The sequence below is a fragment of the Caballeronia sp. GAWG1-1 genome (assembly GCF_023631465.1).
Lineage (GTDB): Bacteria > Pseudomonadota > Gammaproteobacteria > Burkholderiales > Burkholderiaceae > Caballeronia.
In genome coordinates, this window is record NZ_JALQDB010000029.1 from 110,557 (window position 1) to 127,515 (window position 16,959).

The 16,959-nt window shown below is 60.9% G+C and carries 17 protein-coding genes; 4 read left to right on the forward strand and 13 right to left on the reverse strand.

Annotation, left to right across the window (positions count from 1 at the left end):
- Positions 1-32: 32 nt before the first annotated feature.
- The 5 genes from NCT03_RS18525 to NCT03_RS18545 form a co-directional block, all read right to left on the reverse strand.
- Positions 33-1,976, reverse strand: coding sequence for a branched-chain amino acid ABC transporter ATP-binding protein/permease (locus NCT03_RS18525; protein ID WP_244829641.1), 1,944 nt, complete (start codon positions 1,974-1,976; stop codon positions 33-35).
- Between the two features lie 10 nt (positions 1,977-1,986).
- Positions 1,987-2,859: a branched-chain amino acid ABC transporter permease gene (locus NCT03_RS18530; protein ID WP_250493423.1), complete on the reverse strand. Its 873-nt coding sequence runs from the start codon at positions 2,857-2,859 to the stop codon at positions 1,987-1,989.
- A gap of 90 nt (positions 2,860-2,949) precedes the next feature.
- The gene (locus NCT03_RS18535; RefSeq protein ID WP_370652209.1) at positions 2,950-4,170 is read right to left on the reverse strand and encodes an ABC transporter substrate-binding protein; all 1,221 of its coding nucleotides are present in this window, start codon (positions 4,168-4,170) and stop codon (positions 2,950-2,952) included.
- 345 nt (positions 4,171-4,515) lie between these two features.
- Positions 4,516-5,271 carry an anti-sigma factor family protein gene (locus NCT03_RS18540; protein WP_250493424.1) on the reverse strand — a complete coding sequence of 252 codons (756 nt, stop codon included), beginning with the start codon at positions 5,269-5,271 and terminating at the stop codon, positions 4,516-4,518.
- On the reverse strand, positions 5,261-5,914 hold the full coding sequence (locus tag NCT03_RS18545; protein WP_250493425.1) for an RNA polymerase sigma factor: 654 nt from the start codon (positions 5,912-5,914) through the stop codon (positions 5,261-5,263). The genes NCT03_RS18540 and NCT03_RS18545 overlap by 11 nt, the downstream gene beginning before the upstream one ends.
- Positions 5,915-6,212: 298 nt before the next feature.
- Here NCT03_RS18545 and NCT03_RS18550 point away from each other — a divergent pair, with 298 nt between their 5' ends.
- Positions 6,213-7,196, forward strand: coding sequence for a metallophosphoesterase family protein (locus NCT03_RS18550; RefSeq protein WP_250467092.1), 984 nt, complete (start codon positions 6,213-6,215; stop codon positions 7,194-7,196).
- Positions 7,193-7,603, forward strand: coding sequence for a cupredoxin domain-containing protein (locus tag NCT03_RS18555; RefSeq protein WP_250493426.1), 411 nt, complete (start codon positions 7,193-7,195; stop codon positions 7,601-7,603). Before NCT03_RS18550 ends, NCT03_RS18555 begins: the two co-directional genes overlap by 4 nt.
- A gap of 25 nt (positions 7,604-7,628) precedes the next feature.
- On the opposite strand, the gene NCT03_RS18560 is transcribed toward NCT03_RS18555, so the two are convergent.
- The 3 genes from NCT03_RS18560 to NCT03_RS18570 all read right to left on the reverse strand — a co-directional run bounded on the left by NCT03_RS18560 (position 7,629) and on the right by NCT03_RS18570 (position 9,659).
- Complete coding sequence (locus NCT03_RS18560) at positions 7,629-8,723, reverse strand: 4-hydroxyphenylpyruvate dioxygenase family protein (protein ID WP_250467096.1); 1,095 nt, start codon at positions 8,721-8,723, stop codon at positions 7,629-7,631.
- Positions 8,724-8,880: 157 nt separating this feature from the next.
- A complete protein-coding gene (locus tag NCT03_RS18565; protein WP_244829630.1) occupies positions 8,881-9,129 on the reverse strand; it encodes a hypothetical protein in 249 nt (82 codons plus the stop codon).
- A gap of 26 nt (positions 9,130-9,155) precedes the next feature.
- Positions 9,156-9,659 carry a lecithin retinol acyltransferase family protein gene (locus NCT03_RS18570; RefSeq protein ID WP_250493427.1) on the reverse strand — a complete coding sequence of 168 codons (504 nt, stop codon included), beginning with the start codon at positions 9,657-9,659 and terminating at the stop codon, positions 9,156-9,158.
- Positions 9,660-10,071: 412 nt separating this feature from the next.
- On the opposite strand from NCT03_RS18570, the gene NCT03_RS18575 reads away from it, so the two are divergent.
- Entirely contained in the window at positions 10,072-10,368 is a 297-nt protein-coding gene (locus NCT03_RS18575; protein ID WP_244829628.1) for a hypothetical protein, read from the forward strand.
- Positions 10,369-10,452: 84 nt separating this feature from the next.
- A complete protein-coding gene (locus NCT03_RS18580) occupies positions 10,453-11,211 on the forward strand; it encodes a PP2C family protein-serine/threonine phosphatase (protein ID WP_250493428.1) in 759 nt (252 codons plus the stop codon).
- A gap of 4 nt (positions 11,212-11,215) precedes the next feature.
- On the opposite strand, the gene NCT03_RS18585 is transcribed toward NCT03_RS18580, so the two are convergent.
- The 5 genes from NCT03_RS18585 to NCT03_RS18605 are packed head-to-tail and all read right to left on the reverse strand — an operon-like array spanning position 11,216 to position 16,942.
- Entirely contained in the window at positions 11,216-11,473 is a 258-nt protein-coding gene (locus NCT03_RS18585; RefSeq protein WP_250467102.1) for a BrnA antitoxin family protein, read from the reverse strand.
- Positions 11,451-11,729, reverse strand: a complete 279-nt coding sequence (locus NCT03_RS18590; protein WP_250467103.1) for a BrnT family toxin — start codon at positions 11,727-11,729, stop codon at positions 11,451-11,453. The genes NCT03_RS18585 and NCT03_RS18590 overlap by 23 nt, the downstream gene beginning before the upstream one ends.
- 59 nt (positions 11,730-11,788) lie before the next feature.
- Positions 11,789-13,096, reverse strand: coding sequence for a sigma-54 interaction domain-containing protein (locus NCT03_RS18595; protein WP_250493429.1), 1,308 nt, complete (start codon positions 13,094-13,096; stop codon positions 11,789-11,791).
- On the reverse strand, positions 13,093-16,152 hold the full coding sequence (locus NCT03_RS18600; RefSeq protein ID WP_250493430.1) for a peptidase domain-containing ABC transporter: 3,060 nt from the start codon (positions 16,150-16,152) through the stop codon (positions 13,093-13,095). The genes NCT03_RS18595 and NCT03_RS18600 overlap by 4 nt, the downstream gene beginning before the upstream one ends.
- A gap of 37 nt (positions 16,153-16,189) precedes the next feature.
- Entirely contained in the window at positions 16,190-16,942 is a 753-nt protein-coding gene (locus tag NCT03_RS18605; RefSeq protein WP_250467109.1) for a peptidylprolyl isomerase, read from the reverse strand.
- Positions 16,943-16,959: the final 17 nt, after the last annotated feature.

The following is a 16,959-nucleotide window of genomic DNA, read 5'->3' on the forward strand; positions in this document are numbered from 1 at the left end:
ATGATCGGGTTGGCGTGATTGGCGCGTTGCGTTCATACGGCTTCCGCCGCTTGTCCGCCGAGGTAAGCCTCGATCACCTTCTCGTTGGCCTGTATTTCGGCGGGCTTGCCCTCCGCGATCTTCTGCCCGAAATCCAGCACCGAAACCGTGTCGCAAACACTCATGACCACATCCATATGATGCTCGATGAGCACCACGGTAATGCCGTGATGCCGCACCTTGCGAATGATCGCGACCAGTTCGCGGATATCCGGCGCGGTCAGGCCCGCAGCGGGTTCATCGAGCAGCAGCAGTTGCGGGTCGAGCGCGAGCGCGCGGGCTATTTCAAGCAGACGCTGCTTGCCGTATGGAAGATTGCGCGCTTCCTCGGCCGCTGCATGTTCGAGTCCGACGAAGCGCAGCATATTGAACGCCCGTTCGCGCGCCGCGCGTTCTTCACGCTTGTAGCGCGCACTCATCAAACCCACATCCGCGAAGTTCGAACGGAAGGTGTGATGCAGGCCGACGAGCACATTCTCCAGCGCCGTCATCTCGCCGAAGAGCTGCACGTTCTGAAAGGTCCGCGCGATGCCCGACAGCGCGATCTTCGACGACGTGCGTCCCGCGAGCGACTCGCCTCGATACTCGATTGCACCCGCGGTCGGCACGTAGATGCCCGTGAGCACGTTCATCATCGTGCTCTTGCCCGAACCGTTCGGACCGATCAGGCCATGGATGGTACCGCGCCTGACCGTCATGTTCACATCGTTGAGCGCCTTTAGACCGCTGAACTGCATGAGCACGCCGCGCACGTCGAGAATGGTGCTTGCTCCTTCGGTCGTGACGGCGGCGACGGCGTCGTCCTGCTGGGTCTGCATCGCCAGTTCCTGCGTGTCGACCTTCGTCACGCGCACGCGGCCAAGATTGAGCGTCTTGCGCACGAAGCCGACGATGCCATCTTGCAGGTAATACACGACGAGCAGAATCATTAGGCCGAAGATGGTGAGACGCCAGTCGGTGAGCGCTTCTATCCAGAAGGAAAACGCCGCAAGACCGGCTGTACCGATGACGGGAATCGCCACGCGTTGCAGCGTCGTGGTTTTGCGAGCCAGGGCGAGCGCCGCGCCCGCAACGACGAGCACCGCAAGCGCGGTTGCCACGACGCGGAAGTTGGAGATGTCGTCGAGCAACTTCGGCAACAGCACGATCACCGTCGAACCGATGATCGCGCCCGTGCGTGTCTTGCGCCCGCCCATGATGATGGCGAGCAGGAACAGAATGGTCAGCTCGAAGTTATACGTGTTCGGCGAGATGTACTGCTCGGAGTACGAGTAGAGACAGCCCGCGAGCCCCGCGAATCCCGCGCTGATGACGAACGCATAGACCTTGTGCCGATACACCGACACGCCCATGCAATCCGACGCAATGGGGCTATCGCGCAAGGCTTCGAAGGCGCGCCCGAGATGCGACTTGAGCACGCGATGCACCACGATCAGCGACACCACCAACAGTGCCGCCACGAGCCAGTAGTACTGGATTTCGTCGAGCTTGTGACCGGCAATGGTCGGCTTGGGAATCTTGAGACCCATCGGACCATTGGTGAGGAAGTCCATCTCGTTGATAAGAATTTGGATGATGGTGCCGAACGCGAGCGTCACCATGGCGAGGTACGGACCCGACACGCGCAACGCGGGCAACGCCAATATTGCGCCGAAAGCCGCCGTCACCACGATGGCAAGCGGCGCGGTCAGATAGAACGGCAAGCCGAGCTTGATGAAAAGCACGCCTGCCGTATAAGCGCCCACGCCGAAGAGCCCCGCATGGCCAAGCGACACTTGCCCCGTGTAACCCACCACGATATCGAGCCCGAACAGAAGGATCGCATAGATCATGATGGTTTCGACGAGGTGGATGTAATACGGATTGCCCGATACCACCGGAAAGATCGCGACTGCGGCGAGTCCTGCGAGCGCCGCGACTATGTTCTTTGCTTTCATGTAGGCGGCCTCAGACTTTCTTGATCGCGGTCTTGCCGAAGAGGCCCGCAGGCTTCACCGCAAGCACGATCAGCAACAGCACGAGTCCCGGCACGTCCTTGTAGCCGGTCGAGATATAGAAGCCCGTCGTCGTCTCCGCTATACCCAGGATCATTCCGCCGACGATGATGCCCATGCCGCTCGACAAGCCGCCGATGATCGCGACGGCGAACGCCTTGAGGCCGAGCACCGCGCCCATGGTCGCGCCGGTAAGTGTGAGCGGCGCGATCAGCACGCCCGCGAACGCCGCCGTCAGCGACGACAACGCATACGAGAACGTGATGACGAGCCCCGTGTTGATGCCCATCAGCGCGGCCGCATCGCGATCGTTCGCGGTGGCGACCACGGCCTTGCCGAAGATCGTCTTGCGATTGAAGAACTCCACCGCGAGCATCATCACGAGTGCGCCGCCAACCACGAGCAGTTCCATCGGCAACACGTTTGCGCCAAACACCTTGAGCGGCGCTTCGGGCAAGGGCGACGGAAAGCGCAGATCGTCGCGGCCCCAGACGTTTTCCGCAACGTTCTTGAAGATGATGCCGAGCGCGATGGTCGACATGATCCAGCCGAACTCCGACTTGATCTTGATGGCGGGCCGCACGCCGATGCGCTCCACGGACGCGCCCTGCACGAGCCCGAAAAGACACACGAGCGGGATCATGAGCCAGTAGTTCACGCCCGCCGAAACGAGCGTGAGGCCGACGAGCGCGCCGAGCATGAGAGCATCGCCCTGGCCGAAGTTCAGCGTGCCGGAAGTGGCGAACGTCAGTTGATAGCCGAAGGCGATGACGGCGTAGATCATGCCGAGCGCGATGCCGCTATATATGAGCTGGAGAAGGATCATCGTCGGGCGTCAGGGCGGCGGGGGATGCTCGATTGAAAAAGAGCCCGATCTGCGACCGGGCCCTGGAGAGACAACAGCGGCGGCACGGCGTTAGTTCGACGCCGTCGTCTGCTTCGTGCGAAGCGTGCTGCCGCCTTTCTTGTCCGCGTCGTAGGCGTAGATCACGCGGCCGGCCTTCACTTCGCCGATCACCGGAACGTTCGAACTGATCGCTTCGTGATCGGTCTTGGTGAAGGGCTTGTCGTAGACCATGACCACGCCTTCGACCTTCGTCGTGAGGTTTTCCAGCGCTTCTTTCACCTTCGGACCATCGGTCGAGCCGGCTTGCTTGATGGCCGCCGCGAGCAGATAGATCGAGTCGTAGCCTTGCGCCGCCGACACCGGCGAATCGATACGATCGCTCTTCGGCTTGAACTCCTTCACGTAAGCGTCGATGAAGGTTTTGCGCTTGGGCGTGTTGGCTTCCTGGATGAAGGTCTGCGGCATGCGCGCGCCTTCGCCGTTGTTACCCGCGTTGTCGATGTAATTGGCCATCGAAAGCGTCCAGCTGCCGATGAGCGGCACCTTCCAGCCGAGCTTGGCCATGCCGTTCGCGATCTGCGCGAGTTCCGGCCCGATACCGTAAGTCAGCACCGCTTCCGCGCCCGCTTCCTTCGCCTTGAGCAACTGGGCCGTCATATCGACGTCCTTGATGTTGAACTTCTCGACCGCGACGGGCTTCACGCCCTTGGCCGACAGCGCCTTTTCCAGATCCTCGCGGCCGAGCTGACCGTAGTTGGTCGAATCCGCGAGAATGGCGACCTTCTTGAAGCCGCGCTTGGTGATGGCTTCCTCGACGATCATCGGCGCCTGGATGCGGTCGGCGGCGGCGTTGCGGAATACGTAGTTGTCGGGCTGATCGTCGAATTGCTTCGTCACGACCGTGCCCGTCGCCACGTTGTTGAAGACCGGAATCTTCGCTTCCTGGAAGAAGCGTTGCGAGGCGAGCGCCACGCCCGTGTTGATATAGCCCACGACCGCGACCACTTTCTCCTTGTTGATGAGTTCCTGCGCGATCTGCACGCCGCGTTCGTTCTTCGCTTCGTCGTCGCGTTCCACGAGCACGATCTGCCGTCCCAGCACGCCGCCCGACTTGTTGATCTCGGCGGTGGCGAGACGCACGCCGTCGCGCATGGAGACGCCCATCGAGGACGAACCGCCGGTAAAGGGACCGTCCACGCCGATCTTGATCGGGTCCGCGGCCTGCGCGAGGCTCGCGCTCAATGCAAAGACGCCGAACGCGAGCGCACCTGCGATGCGCTTCATGTGCATGCCCATATCTGTCTCCGTCGCTTGAATCGTTATGTGATGAGGTCGGCTTTGCGCATGCCCTCGCCGCTCGTTCGTTTCGGTGCATCGCTCGAACGGCAATTTACGAATGCGGTGATCGATATTAGAAAATTGTAAGGATCAGACCATATTCGGACATACCCGAACAGCACGAGCGTTAGCGCACTCCCGACGCGACGTAATGTGCGACGGGATGGAATAAACCCTTAGTCAGGTAGATTGCAGATGCGTAAGCGCATCAGCGCGTGCCGCAAAAAAAACGCGCGGCTTCCCTAAGGAACGCCGCGCGCAACTTGCGCACGATTGCTCGTTTGATCGCGGCCCGGCTTAACGTGGCGAGCCTGCCTCGATAGCCTGCACGAACTGACGCATGACCGAGCCGGAGGCATCGGTGACGGCCCAGAAGGTCATGCCGTCGCGATTCCAGCGTGCGAGCGCATAACCGTCGTCGGATTGCGTGACGGCGGCCGCCCCTTCCTTCGTGTCGAGCGATGCGCCGCCCTTGCCCGAGGGAAACACGTACACGTCGATCGGATGCTTCAGATAGCGATACACCACCACCGCCACCGGCCGATGATTGACGTAATCGAGCCTGCCGCCGACCAGCGCGAAGCCCGGCCCGGCCGGATCGATGACGGGCGGCGCATAGTCGATACGTCCGTTGAACCACGGCTTCACCGTATGCTTGTCGCTCGACAGCACGTCGATAGGCCGGTCCGACATCAGTGAACGCACGTGACTCGCGACGATCTCCTGTGCGAGCGGATCGCCCGCACCACTCACGCCATGCGGCACGGCCTGAAACCACAGCATCGCGCCGAGCACGAGCGCGGCCAGCGTGCCGCCCGCGAACGCGCCGCCGAAGAACGGCACGGGCGTGGCGAACCATCGCCACGAACGGGCCGAGCGTTCGCCCTGCTCGTCCTGCTGGTTTCGTTCGCGCGCGCGTTCCCGCACCTTGACGTCTTCCGCTTCGGCCCGGATGCGCGAAAGCACCTGAGCACGCAAATGCGCGGGCGCGCGATGAGTCAGCGAGCCGTCGATGAGCCTCGTTGCGAGCGAGGCGGTGTCGTTATTGTCCATTGCCCGACTCCTCAAGACCCGGCCCCGTGCGACGCACGAGCCGCATGCCCGGTTTGTCCTGCGCGGCGTGCACGGCGAGCGCCAGCAACTTGCGGCCGCGCGCGAGCCGTGACATCACCGTTCCTATCGGCACGCCCGTCACGGCGGCCACTTCCTTGTAACTCATGTCTTCCAGCTCTCTCAGGACCAGCACTTCACGAAACGGAATGGGCAAGGTTTCGAGTGCGCGATGCACGATATGCACCTCGTCCTTGCGTACCGCAAGCGTTTCCGGGTCTACGCCCGCTTCCTCGGACCAGCCGGGCAGCGCTTGCTCCCCGGCGATTTCTTCGTCGTAGGGCGTCGCGTCGGCGAGCTGCACGCGGCGGCGCCATTCCGTGAACCACGTATTGCGCACGATGGCAAAGAGCCATGCACGCGCGTTCGCTTCCTCGCCCTCCTCGAAGCCGCTGAAGAAACGAAAGGCGCGCAGATAGGCTTCCTGCACGACATCGTCGGCGTCGCTCGGACTGCCGGACAGCCAGCGCGCGAGGTTGTACGCGGCATCGAGATGCGGCATGAATGTCGCCTCGAAACGCGCGTCCACGCCCGCCGCCTGTGTTCGGCTTTCCGCGGACTTATCTGCTTTCGACCTGGGCCACATCGCGCGGGTCTCCTTGGGAACAGGGTTCGACGTTTTCGTTACCTTGCAACGCCCTCGTCACATGTACTCGCCCTGGGCGCGGTTTATTCCCGCCGAAGCGGCGTAATCGAAAAAATAAAATCGACGAGACGAATCGGGAATATCGCGACGCTCTCGCCGGTTCGATGGACGGATGCCGCGCAGCTTCAGCACTCGAACATGAACGCGCCGGCTTCACGCCCATGCATCGTGCCGCCATGCGCGTGAGCTTCAGGAAACCATGAAACGCGGCCGCATTGTTCGTATTCAAGGAGTGCGCATGACACACGACCCGAAAGACCTGCCCGACGCGCAGGAACTCGACGACCACGGCAAGCGCCGGCGCACTGCATTGTCCTGCATGGCCTGGGCCGGCGCGGGCGTGCTGTGGACGGTGAGCGGCGGCGTGCCGGTGTCGAGCATCATTTCATCGGCGCAGGCGGCCGAGAAGAAGACGAGTTCGTTCAGCTTCGTGCAGATCAGCGACAGTCACATTGGCTTCAGCAAGGACCCGAACACGGAACCGACGAGCACGCTGGAGGAAGCGATCAATCGCGTAAGCGCCATGCCGAAGCAGCCCGCGTTCATGATTCATACCGGCGACGTCACGCATCTGTCGAAGCCCGCCGAATTCGATACCGCCGACCAGATCATCCGCAAGGCGGGCATGCAGGTGCACTACGTGCCGGGCGAGCATGACGTGCTGGTCGAGGACGGCAACCCGTTCTTCTCGCGTCTTCCCGCGCAATACGGCAGGAGCGGCGACCGGCACTGGTACAGCTTCGACGAAAGCGGCGTGCATTTCATCGGCCTGACCAATGTCATCGACCTCAAGGGCGGCGGTCTCGGCTTTCTCGGCGATGCGCAACTCGCCTGGCTCAAGGCCGATCTGCAAGGACGCTCGAGCAGCACGCCGATCGTCGTGTTCGCGCATATCCCGCTGTGGGCGCTTTATCCGCAATGGGGCTGGGGCACCGACGACAGCGCACAAGCGCTCGCGCTCTTCAAACGCTTCGGGTCCGTCACGGTGCTCAACGGCCATGTGCATCAGGTAGCGCAAAAAGTGGAAGGCGACATGCGCTTCTATTCGGCCATGTCCACCGCGTTTCCGCAGCCTGCGCCCGGCGCCGCATCGGGGCCCGGACCGATGAAAGTCGGCGCGGACAAGCTGCGCTCCATGCTCGGTCTGCGCGAAGTCACGCATGTGCAGGGCCGCGAATATCTCGCCGTCGTCGATACCCCGCTTGCAGGAGATAAGGCATGAACGTCGCCACGCTCGCGAGCTATGTCTCGCCCTCCAGATTGCGTCCTCTTGCCGGACGCGTCGCGCGTCAGGCCGCGCTTGCGCTCGTCGTCAAGGGACTCGTCGGCATCATTCCCTCGGCGTGCGCGGAGGAACCCGCGCAGCAGATGGTGGCGATGAATACGCCGACCATCAGCATCGACAATTTCGCTTTCAGCCAGCCGAGCGTCACCGTGCCGGTCGGCACCAAGGTGACGTGGGTGAATCATGACGACATGCTGCATACGGTCGCGGACGAAGCGAAGTCATTCAAGTCAGACCCGCTCGACAGCGGCCAAAGCTACTCGCATGTGTTCGACAAGCCCGGCACTTACAAGTACTTCTGCTCGCTGCATCCGCATATGACGGGGACGATCGTCGTGCAATGAGCGCGCGGGCACGTTCGCCTGACGCTCAACCGCGTGCCTTCGCGATGGCGCTCAGATTGCCTTCGCCGAAGCCGTGATGCCCGCGACGCTCGACGATCTCGAAGAACATGTCGCCCGGTTCGCGCTCGGCGAAGGTTTGCAGGAAGAGTTGCGGCGTGCCGTCCGGCAGAATCTCGCCGTCCACGAGAATGCCGCGCGCACGCAGCTTGTCGATATCGAGTCCGTGTCCGGGCAGGCGTTCGTCGATCTGATCGTAGTAACGCGGCGGCGGATTCAGAAAGCGCATGCCGCGCGCCATGAGGGCATCGACGGAAGCGAAGATGTCTTGCGATGCCAGCGCGATATGCTGCACGCCTTCACCTTCGTGATCGGGCAGATACTGCTGCATAAGATCCGTGCGATACGTGCCTTCCTCGTACACCGGAATGCGGATGTTGCCGCACGGCGAAACCGTGACCGCGGAGTCCTGCGACACATGCCAGTCCGGATGCACCTGATGAATCTCCGAGAAGTGCAGCACTTCGCGGTAGAAATCGAGCCATTCGCGGATGCGGCCCGCGCCAACCGTCTGCGTGAAGTGATCCACTTCGAAGAGACCGGTGCCGCCTGGCTCGGCCTTCGCGCCGGCAATGGGCCGGAAATCGATGTCGTAGATCGTGGACACGCCGCTATCCTTGCCTGGCCAGTGATCGACGAAATAAATGTGCGAGTCGCCAATACCCTGAATGGCCGGAATGGCTAGCTCGTTCGGGCCGATCTTCTCGCCTTCGAAATCCCAGGCGCCGAATTCGACCGCGCGCTCGTGAGCGAGCGCCGCGTCCACCACGCGAATGCCGATGGCGGCAATGCCCACACCATGCGATTCGGCGAAGCGCGACGCGAAGGAATCCGGCTCTGCGTTCAGGAGGAAATTCATGCTGCCCTGACGAAACAGCGTGACCGCCTTGCTGACATGCTGCGCGACCGGCACGAAGCCCAGCCGCTCGAATAAAGCGGCGAGGCCCTGCGGGTCCGGGCTGGAAAACTCGACGAACTCCAGCCCCGCGATGCCGAGCGGATTGTCGCCGACTTCGCAATCGGGCGTCGCGCGGGCGGGGGAAGTGGAGTCGGGCTGGGTCATCGGCAAAGTCCTCAATGGTCGGGCGGGTTCTCGGACGTGAAACTACCACAGCGATGGCTGCCTGTGCTCACGGCCGATAAACCTGCCGCTAGAGTAGCGGCAGCGCGATCATCGTGTCAAAGCCGGGACTTCGCGCGGCTCGGGCGCTTTAGCTGTATCAGGCGGCAAGCCGTTGCGGGCTCATCGACGGGCGTCTTGCTTGCGGGGGAAACACGTTCCAGGTGCCGTCGTCGTGCCGGAAGAAGATGATCGCAAGCGGTCCGTTCGCGTGCCACGCCTCGATGCAGACGTAGCGCGAGCCCGTGACCTGCGAGCGACACAGCCGCACGACGCGTGCCGGATGCGCCGCGCTCGGGGCGAGCCATTTGTCGACGGCCCAGTGCAGCGAGTTTTGAATGGTGTGCATGATGGTCTCCTTTCTGGTCATGCCGTTCAGGCGACGAGAGCGGCGTTCAGGCGGCGTTGCCGATCGGCAGCGACATAGGCGCGAAACAATCCCGTCATCGCGCGCCACGCCACGCGCGGATGGGCGAAGCAGGCGCGAACCTGGCGGCTTTGGCTTTGGCCGAACAGGCACCACGTCACGAAGTGCTCGCAGTTGTTGGTCAACAAGCGATACCGGTCTTCACCGAGCCGTCTGCGGGCGCGGCGCACTGCTTCCAGGCCGACGAAGCACGCGGTCGGGTTTTGGCGGATGGTCACGTCAAGGCCGCCCGCGAATTGCGCGAGACTGACTTCTTCCACCGGACCGCGATGCAGCGACTTGGCGAATCCCGCGTAATGGATAACCCGGCCGTCGCCCGCATAGAGTCCGTGATGTTCGTAACCCGAGCGGCGCGTGATGAGTTCGGCGCCTATGGCCGGTTCGTCATCGAACGACAGGCTGCACGCGGCAGCTTGGGTATCGTTCGGTCCGGACGGTTGGGTGTTCGACATGGCTCGCTCCGATTTTTGGTTTCGTCGCGCCGAAGTGTCTGTTCGGCGGCTTGTTGCGGAGTCTTTTGCAGGTTTCTTGCCAGTCTTCGTAAATGTTTGATTTATATAGAAAATCACCGTTTTACGTTCGATTCCCGATAGCGGTTGGTGATTATTAACCAACAGTCTAGGAGGGCGATGTGTTGGCTCCAGAGCATCAATAGAGCGCCCGTGCGCGTTCGGTTCGTAGTGTTGGTCGTTCGGTTGTCTGCCAACAGCGGTTGTTGGCGACGGTCCAACTGATGGCGCAAGGCGCGGGCATCGACATAGGGCGAAGGCCGCATCGAATAAGCCGATGGCGGAGGCGCATGCAAATCGGCATAGCCCTTGCATAAGTGCCCGCATCGAATTCGAGCAAACAAGGAGAGCCGCAATGAGCGCAATCACCATCACCGATCTGGATCACGACCGCGAACTCGATCGCGCGGCGATGTTGGCCATCAGTGGCGGCGGTGGCGCGCCTTGGCTCTTCGGCTGGATCACGCCATATGTCGCGGACCGTCAGCAAGGCGGTGGCGGCAGCAGCGTGGTGAACATCTACGACATCACGAACAACATCAGCGTCGGTCAGATGGTCAACCAGTATCAGAGCGTCGATGTGAACAACACCGGCGCGGGCGCGACGCTCACCGTCAGTCCCAACGCGCTGTCCAGCAATCGCGCGGGATAAGCTCCGCGGTTGGGTGCACAATGACCGGGGCCGCGCGCCTCGGCCGACCGCATGACGCGCCAGTCAGGACCTTGGGAGGTTGCCGTGACCTTCAGCAACGAGTTTCGATGGACATCCGCTGCGCGCACCGACGCGGGCCTCGTGCGTCAGATCAACGAAGACGCGCTGCTCGATGCGCCCGAACGTGGCCTGTGGGCCGTCGCAGACGGCATGGGCGGTCACGCAGTCGGCGATCTGGCGAGCCGCATGGTGATCGAGAGCTTGGCGAGCATGACGGCACAAAGCGCACTGGCGGATGCACGGGCGCATTTGCTCGATATCAACGCGCGCTTGCGTGCGGAAGCGGCGCGACGGCAGGTATCGCGAATCGGCAGCACGGTGGTGTTGCTGGCTGCGCGAGACGGCGTATGCGCCTATCTGTGGGCGGGCGACAGCCGTATCTATCTACTGCGGCGCGGGCGGCTGCGGCAACTCACGCGCGATCACAGTCACGTGGAAGAACTGAAGGCGCGCGGACAATTGACGGCGGAAGAGGCGCTGCATCATCCGGCGCAGCATCTCATCACGCGTGCGGTTGGCGCGCTCGACTTCCTCGATCTCGACGAAGATTCCATCACGCTGCACGATGGCGATACGTTCCTGCTTTGCAGCGATGGTCTTTCGAACGAAGTGAGCGAGGACGAGATGGAGGCGCAGCTTGCGTTGAGCAGTTGCGAGCTCGCGGCGCAGAGACTGCTGGAGATTGCGCTGGAACGCGGCGGGCGCGACAACATTTCGGTTGTCGTCGCGCGTGCGGAGGATTTGATGGCTTTGGATAGGACGCAGGTTAATCCTGGCCTGTAAGCGCTTACGAATGGCGCTGCTGATGCATCTGCATATACGCGCGCAGAAGCCGATTGATGCGCGTTTGATACCCCTTCCCTTGCTCACGAAACCATTCGAGCACGTCTGCATCCAGCCGCATGGTGACGGCCTGCTTCGGCGGCACATGCAGTTGAGCCTGTTCGAAGAAGGTGTCGTCAAGCTCCGGGATTTCAGTCAGGTCGATATCAGCGTCTCGTGCCTGCTCGAGCCGCTTCCAGTCAGTTGCCGATTTTTTGCTCATAGCGCTTTGCCTCATGTCTGGTTGCCTTGCGCGCCGAGATGATTCGCACCGCGTCTGCGCACCGCTCGACATACACTACGACGCCCACCGTGGCGCTCATCCAGCCCAGCGCAATCCAGCGCTCCTCGCCGTAGTCCTCCCGTGAATCCAACCAGGTCAGAACCGGATGGTTGAATACGTCTACTGCGTCTCGAAAATCAATGCCGTGCTTCCGAATGTTGGTCTGGTTCTTGGCTTCGTCCCATTCGAAATGCACGCATCACCCGTATTGACAATTGTATGTACAGTCTAACACGGACGATCGCTACATTGAAGCTACTGTCCTTCCCTGCTCTTTTGCGCCGCAAGCCTGAAGTCCTTCGAATGCAGCCCGTGTTTCTTTAAAAGCATCTGCAGATGCGACCGGTTCATCTCATACCGCCGCGCAAGTTCGGCCACCGTGCCGCCCACTTCATGCAGCCCACGTTCCAGAAATGCGCGCTCCGCTTCGTCACTCGCAACGCGCTTGGCTTCGCTCAGCGAACTCGCCGTCGCAATGCCGTTGCCATTCGCGGCAGGACCGCCCATCGCCAACGAGAGCGATGTCTTCGGCCGGATGTCCAGCGGAAGATGCTCGATATCCGCCATCTCGCCTGCAAGACAAGCGATGCGATAGATGATGTTGCGCAACTCGCGGATGTTGCCGGGATAATCGTAATTGCGCATGAAGTCCCTTAAACGTGGGGACATCTTGATGGGCCGGCGCTTGAGCGTGGCCGCCGCTTCATCGCCGAAGTAAGACAGCAAGAGCGGTATCTCGTCGCGGCGTTCACGCAGCGCGGGCAAGGTCAGATGAATCACGCTCAAGCGATAAAACAGGTCTTCGCGAAAGCGACCTTCATCGCAGAAGCGCCGCAGATTGCGATTCGTCGCCGCGACGATGCGCGCATCCACCGAAATGGCTTCATCCGAACCCACGCGCTGAATCTCGTGCGCTTCGAGCACGCGCAACAGCTTCACCTGCCCAACCAACGGCAGCTCGCCAATTTCATCGAGGAATATGGTGCCCGTATGCGCGCTCTCGAACTTGCCCTTGCGGTCGTTGGTCGCGCCCGTGAACGCGCCCTTGCGATGCCCGAATAGTTCGGATTCCAGCAGATTATCTGGAATGGCCCCGCAATTCACGGAGATATAGGGCTTGTCCGCGCGCGAGCCATTCGCATGAATGACCTTGGCCATCAGCTCCTTGCCCGTGCCGCTCTCGCCGTCGATCAGCACGGGAAGATCCGTAGGCGCGGCTTTTTCCGCTATTTCCAGGGCTTCGAGCAGCTTCGGGTTATCGCCGAACGTGCCTTCGAATACGAAGCTGCGTTCGATCAAGGCCTGACGCCGCGAGCCCGGTGACATATCGCGTCGAGGTTCGGCAGCAGCGGCCTGAATGAAGCGCTCCTTGTGCGAAAGCTGCATGACCTCATCGCGCAAGGAACTCGCCTGACGCAGAAGCTTTTCTATCTCGGGCCGCTCCAGCCGCGATGTCCATCGCAAGGTGGAACGCAAAATCTCGATCTTCTCGATGATGCCCGCATACGATATGGCCGATGCGGGCACGCCGCTGTCGCTTTCCGGTTGGTCTAGTATTTTCATGCTGCGCTCAGTTGCTTCTGCACGAGTTGGTAATACATGCCCTTTCTTGCGACCAGCTCATCATGCCTGCCCTGCTCCACGATACCGCCTTCATACAGCACCAGAATCTTGTCGGCACGCATGATGGTGGAAAGCCTGTGCGCGATGATGACCGCGGTGCGTCCCTTGAGAATCTCCTGCATGTTGCCGAGGATATTGCTCTCGGACTGCGTATCGAGCGCGGACGTGGCTTCGTCGAAAACCAGCAGACGTGGGTCGTGATACAGCGCGCGCGCGATACAGAGCCGCTGAATCTGTCCACCCGACAAACCCACGCCACGTTCGCCCACCACCTGCTCATACCCTAACGGCAGCTTGACGATGAACGCATGCGCATCCGCCATCTTGGCCACTTCCTCGATACGCCTTCTATCCGGCGACTCCTCGCCGCTCGCGATGTTCTCCGCTATCGTGCCCGAGAACAGCAAGTTGCTCTGCATGACGTAACCAATCTGCGCGCGATAAAAGCCCTTGTCGATGACGCTCAGGTCGTAGCCGTCCACTGTCATCTTGCCTTCGCTCGGCGCATAGAAACCAACGAGCAGCTTGGCAAGCGTCGTCTTGCCTGAACCGCTTCTTCCGACTACCGCGATGAGTTCGCCGGGCTTGATATCGAAGCTGATATTTTCCAGCACGTAAGGCGTGTCGCCTTCGCCATAGCGAAAATACACACCGTTAAAGCTGATTTCGCCCTGCAAGTCGGGCAACATCACGCGCTGCTCCATCTCCGAAGGTTTCTGCTCCGGGTCTATGTCGAGCACATCGCCGAGACGCTCCATTGCCACGCCGGCATCGTTCACGAGACTCCATAAGTTGATGAGGCCCATGAGCGGCGACAGCACGCTACCCATGAAAGCATTGAACGCAATCAACTGGCCAATGCTCAGTTCGCGCGAAAGCACGAGGTTTGCTCCGACCCACAATACGGCGATAGTCGTACCTGCATTCAGCAACTGGCTGCACAAGCCTACGCCGATATTGAAGCGTTGCGACTTGTATTGCACTTCGAGCGACTTTGCGTACTTCTTTTCCCACTTGAGCCGCACCGCACGCTCGATGCCCATCCCCTTCACCGTTTCGACGCCGCCCAAGGCTTCCATGAGAAACGAACGTGCGTCTGTAGCCGAAGAAAACGCTTCGCGCGCATTCTGCTTGATGCGCGGCGTGGCGAGGATGGTAAGCGCCGTCATCGGGATGACGAAGGCAATCAGCAACAAGGTCAGCTTCACGTTGTAGAGAAACATGATCGTGAAGTAGATGAAGATCATCAGCAGATTGAGTACCGTCGTCACCGTGGATTCGGTGAGAAAAGCGCGAATGGTGTGGTTTTCCTGGAAGCGCGCGAAAACGTCGCCGGTCTTGCGCTTGGCGAAAAAGCTGAAGGGCAGCGAGAACGTGTGCCTGAAGAACTGCGACATCATCGCGAAGTCCATGTTGCGCACCATGAAGTTCGCAAGATAGGCACGAATGGTCGACATGAGCTGAGTGAACAGGTTCGAGATGATCAACCCGCCTATCAGCACATGCAGCAAGCTGACGTTCTGATGCACGATCACGCCATCGAGAATGTTCTGGATGATGAGCGGCGGAATTACGCCCAGCACTTGAATCACGAAGGTCGCTAGAAACAGATGCAGCAGGACCTTCTTGTACGGCTTTAGATACCCCACGAAGCGAATCCACGGCGAACGCGATACCGCTTGCCGCGCCATGTCCTGCACCGGAGAAAAGAGCAGACATGTGCCGCTCCAGCCGCGCTCGAACTCGCCCACGGTCATCTTCTTGAAGCCGATGGCCGGGTCCGCGACCCACACGTTGTCTTTCGAAATACCGTAGACGATGATGTAGTGATATCCCTCCCAATGCGCGATGAACGGCATCTCGAAGCCGCGTAGCGACTCGAACGTGCACTGCACGCCGCGCGTGGTGAAGCCGAGCGCATCGCCGGCGCGCGCAAGACTGTCGAGCGTTGCGCCTTGCGTCGTGACGTTCGCTAGTTCGCGCAGTTTGCCGAGCGTCATGTTGATGCCGTAGTGCTTGCAGATCATCGCAAGACACGCGGCGCCGCAGTCCATTTCCTCGGCCTGCTCGACCCACGCAAAGCGCTTGATGACGCGCTCGCCCGTCTCGGGCTTGGTGTGGAGATCGAGCATCGACGGCAGTCTGCGACGCTCGGCGAGTTTCTTCTGACGCTGCAGTTCGCGCTCGCTGAAACGAATGCGCTCTTCCAGCACTTCGCGCAGCTTCACATTGCGCTCGATGATGAAATGCACCGTCTTTTCAGGGATCACGAGCAGGCGCGTGTCCGTGAGCGCAATGGCCGACGCCATCTGCTCCTGACGCATCACGCACGCCTTCTCGCCGAAGATTTCACCGGGCCCGAGCGTGGCGAGCACATGCTTTTCGTTGCCGTCTTCGCGCACGATCCGCACTTCGCCCTGCCGCACGACATAGAGGCGCCGGTCGTCGCGCGAGTCTTGCCTGAAGATTTCCTTGCCTTCGCCGACGCGCTTGACGCCCACGCTGCGCACGCATTCCTCGAGTTCGGCCTTGTTCAATTTGCCGCGCAGATCGAACAGTTTCGCGACGAAGCCGCCCGCCGAACTGATCGCGACGAAGCTCGTGACGAACGCGAGCGCAGCCGGGTTTCTTGCGATAATCGGCTCGATCGCATTGCGCGGGATGAACAGCAGTTCTGTCTTGCCTGAAGAACGCACCGACGATTCATGGCGATATTCGCGCAACATGGCGATATCGGCGAACGTCTCGCTCGCCTTCTTCACTCCCATGCTGATTTCCTTGCCGTGCTCCTCAGTAAAGATTCGCACCGAACCGGCCTTCACGACATAGAGCCCGTCGGCGGAATCCCCCGCATTGCACACGGTTTCACCGAAGCCAAAGCGGCGCGACTGAGCATGTTCCGCGAGTTGCGCGATCTCCTCGCGCGTGAACGGCGAAAGAATCTCCACGGTCGCGAGAAAGTCGGCGGGCGCATCCAGGCTCGAAGGGGCGTCCATATCGTTCGCTCTGTTGTAGTTTCGGCTTGGTTTCGGTTTAACGTGCTTCGATCACATGTTCCTGCGCGCGCGCCACCAGCCATTCCTCGCGTAATAGCCGGCGAATCTCGGCTGCAACGTCCTGATCGAGCTTCGCGGGATACTTCGACGTAACCGAGAAAATCTCATAGGAAGAGCCATCGGCGGAGATGAACGGGCCGAGCAGATCACCGGCTTCTGCATTGAAGACCTTCGCTTCGATCTCCGGCTTGAGCTGCCCGCGCATCACGCGGCCTATCACGCCGCCTTCTTCGCGCGTATCGGCGAGCGAATGTTCGCGGGCCATGTCCGCAAAGCTGTCTGGGTCGTCGTTGAGATACGAGATCATCTCGCGCGCGCTGCCTTCGGTATCGAGCAAAATGTGGCTCACTTCGATACTGTCGAACTTCGGCGAATTGAGCTGAAAATATTCTTCGACCTCGCGCTCCGTACCGATGTTTTCAAGCATTTTTTCCTGATACAGCGTGTCGGTGATGAACACTTCGAATTCGTCGAGACTCACGGAAAGCGCATCGAGATAGTTGTTCATGTCGGCCGCGCGATGCAGCCCGCGAATACGACGGAACTGGTCGGCGCGCGTTTGGATCTCATCGTCGCTTAGCTTGACGCCCGCCTTCTTCGCCGCGCGCACGGTCAGCTTGTCGCGCACCAGTTGCTCCAGCAGGCCGTCGAACTGGCCGTTGAGCTTCAACAGCCTAATCAGTTCGCCGACATCGACCACTTCGTCGTCGATTCGCACTATCGCCGTCATGTCGTTCTCCGTTGATT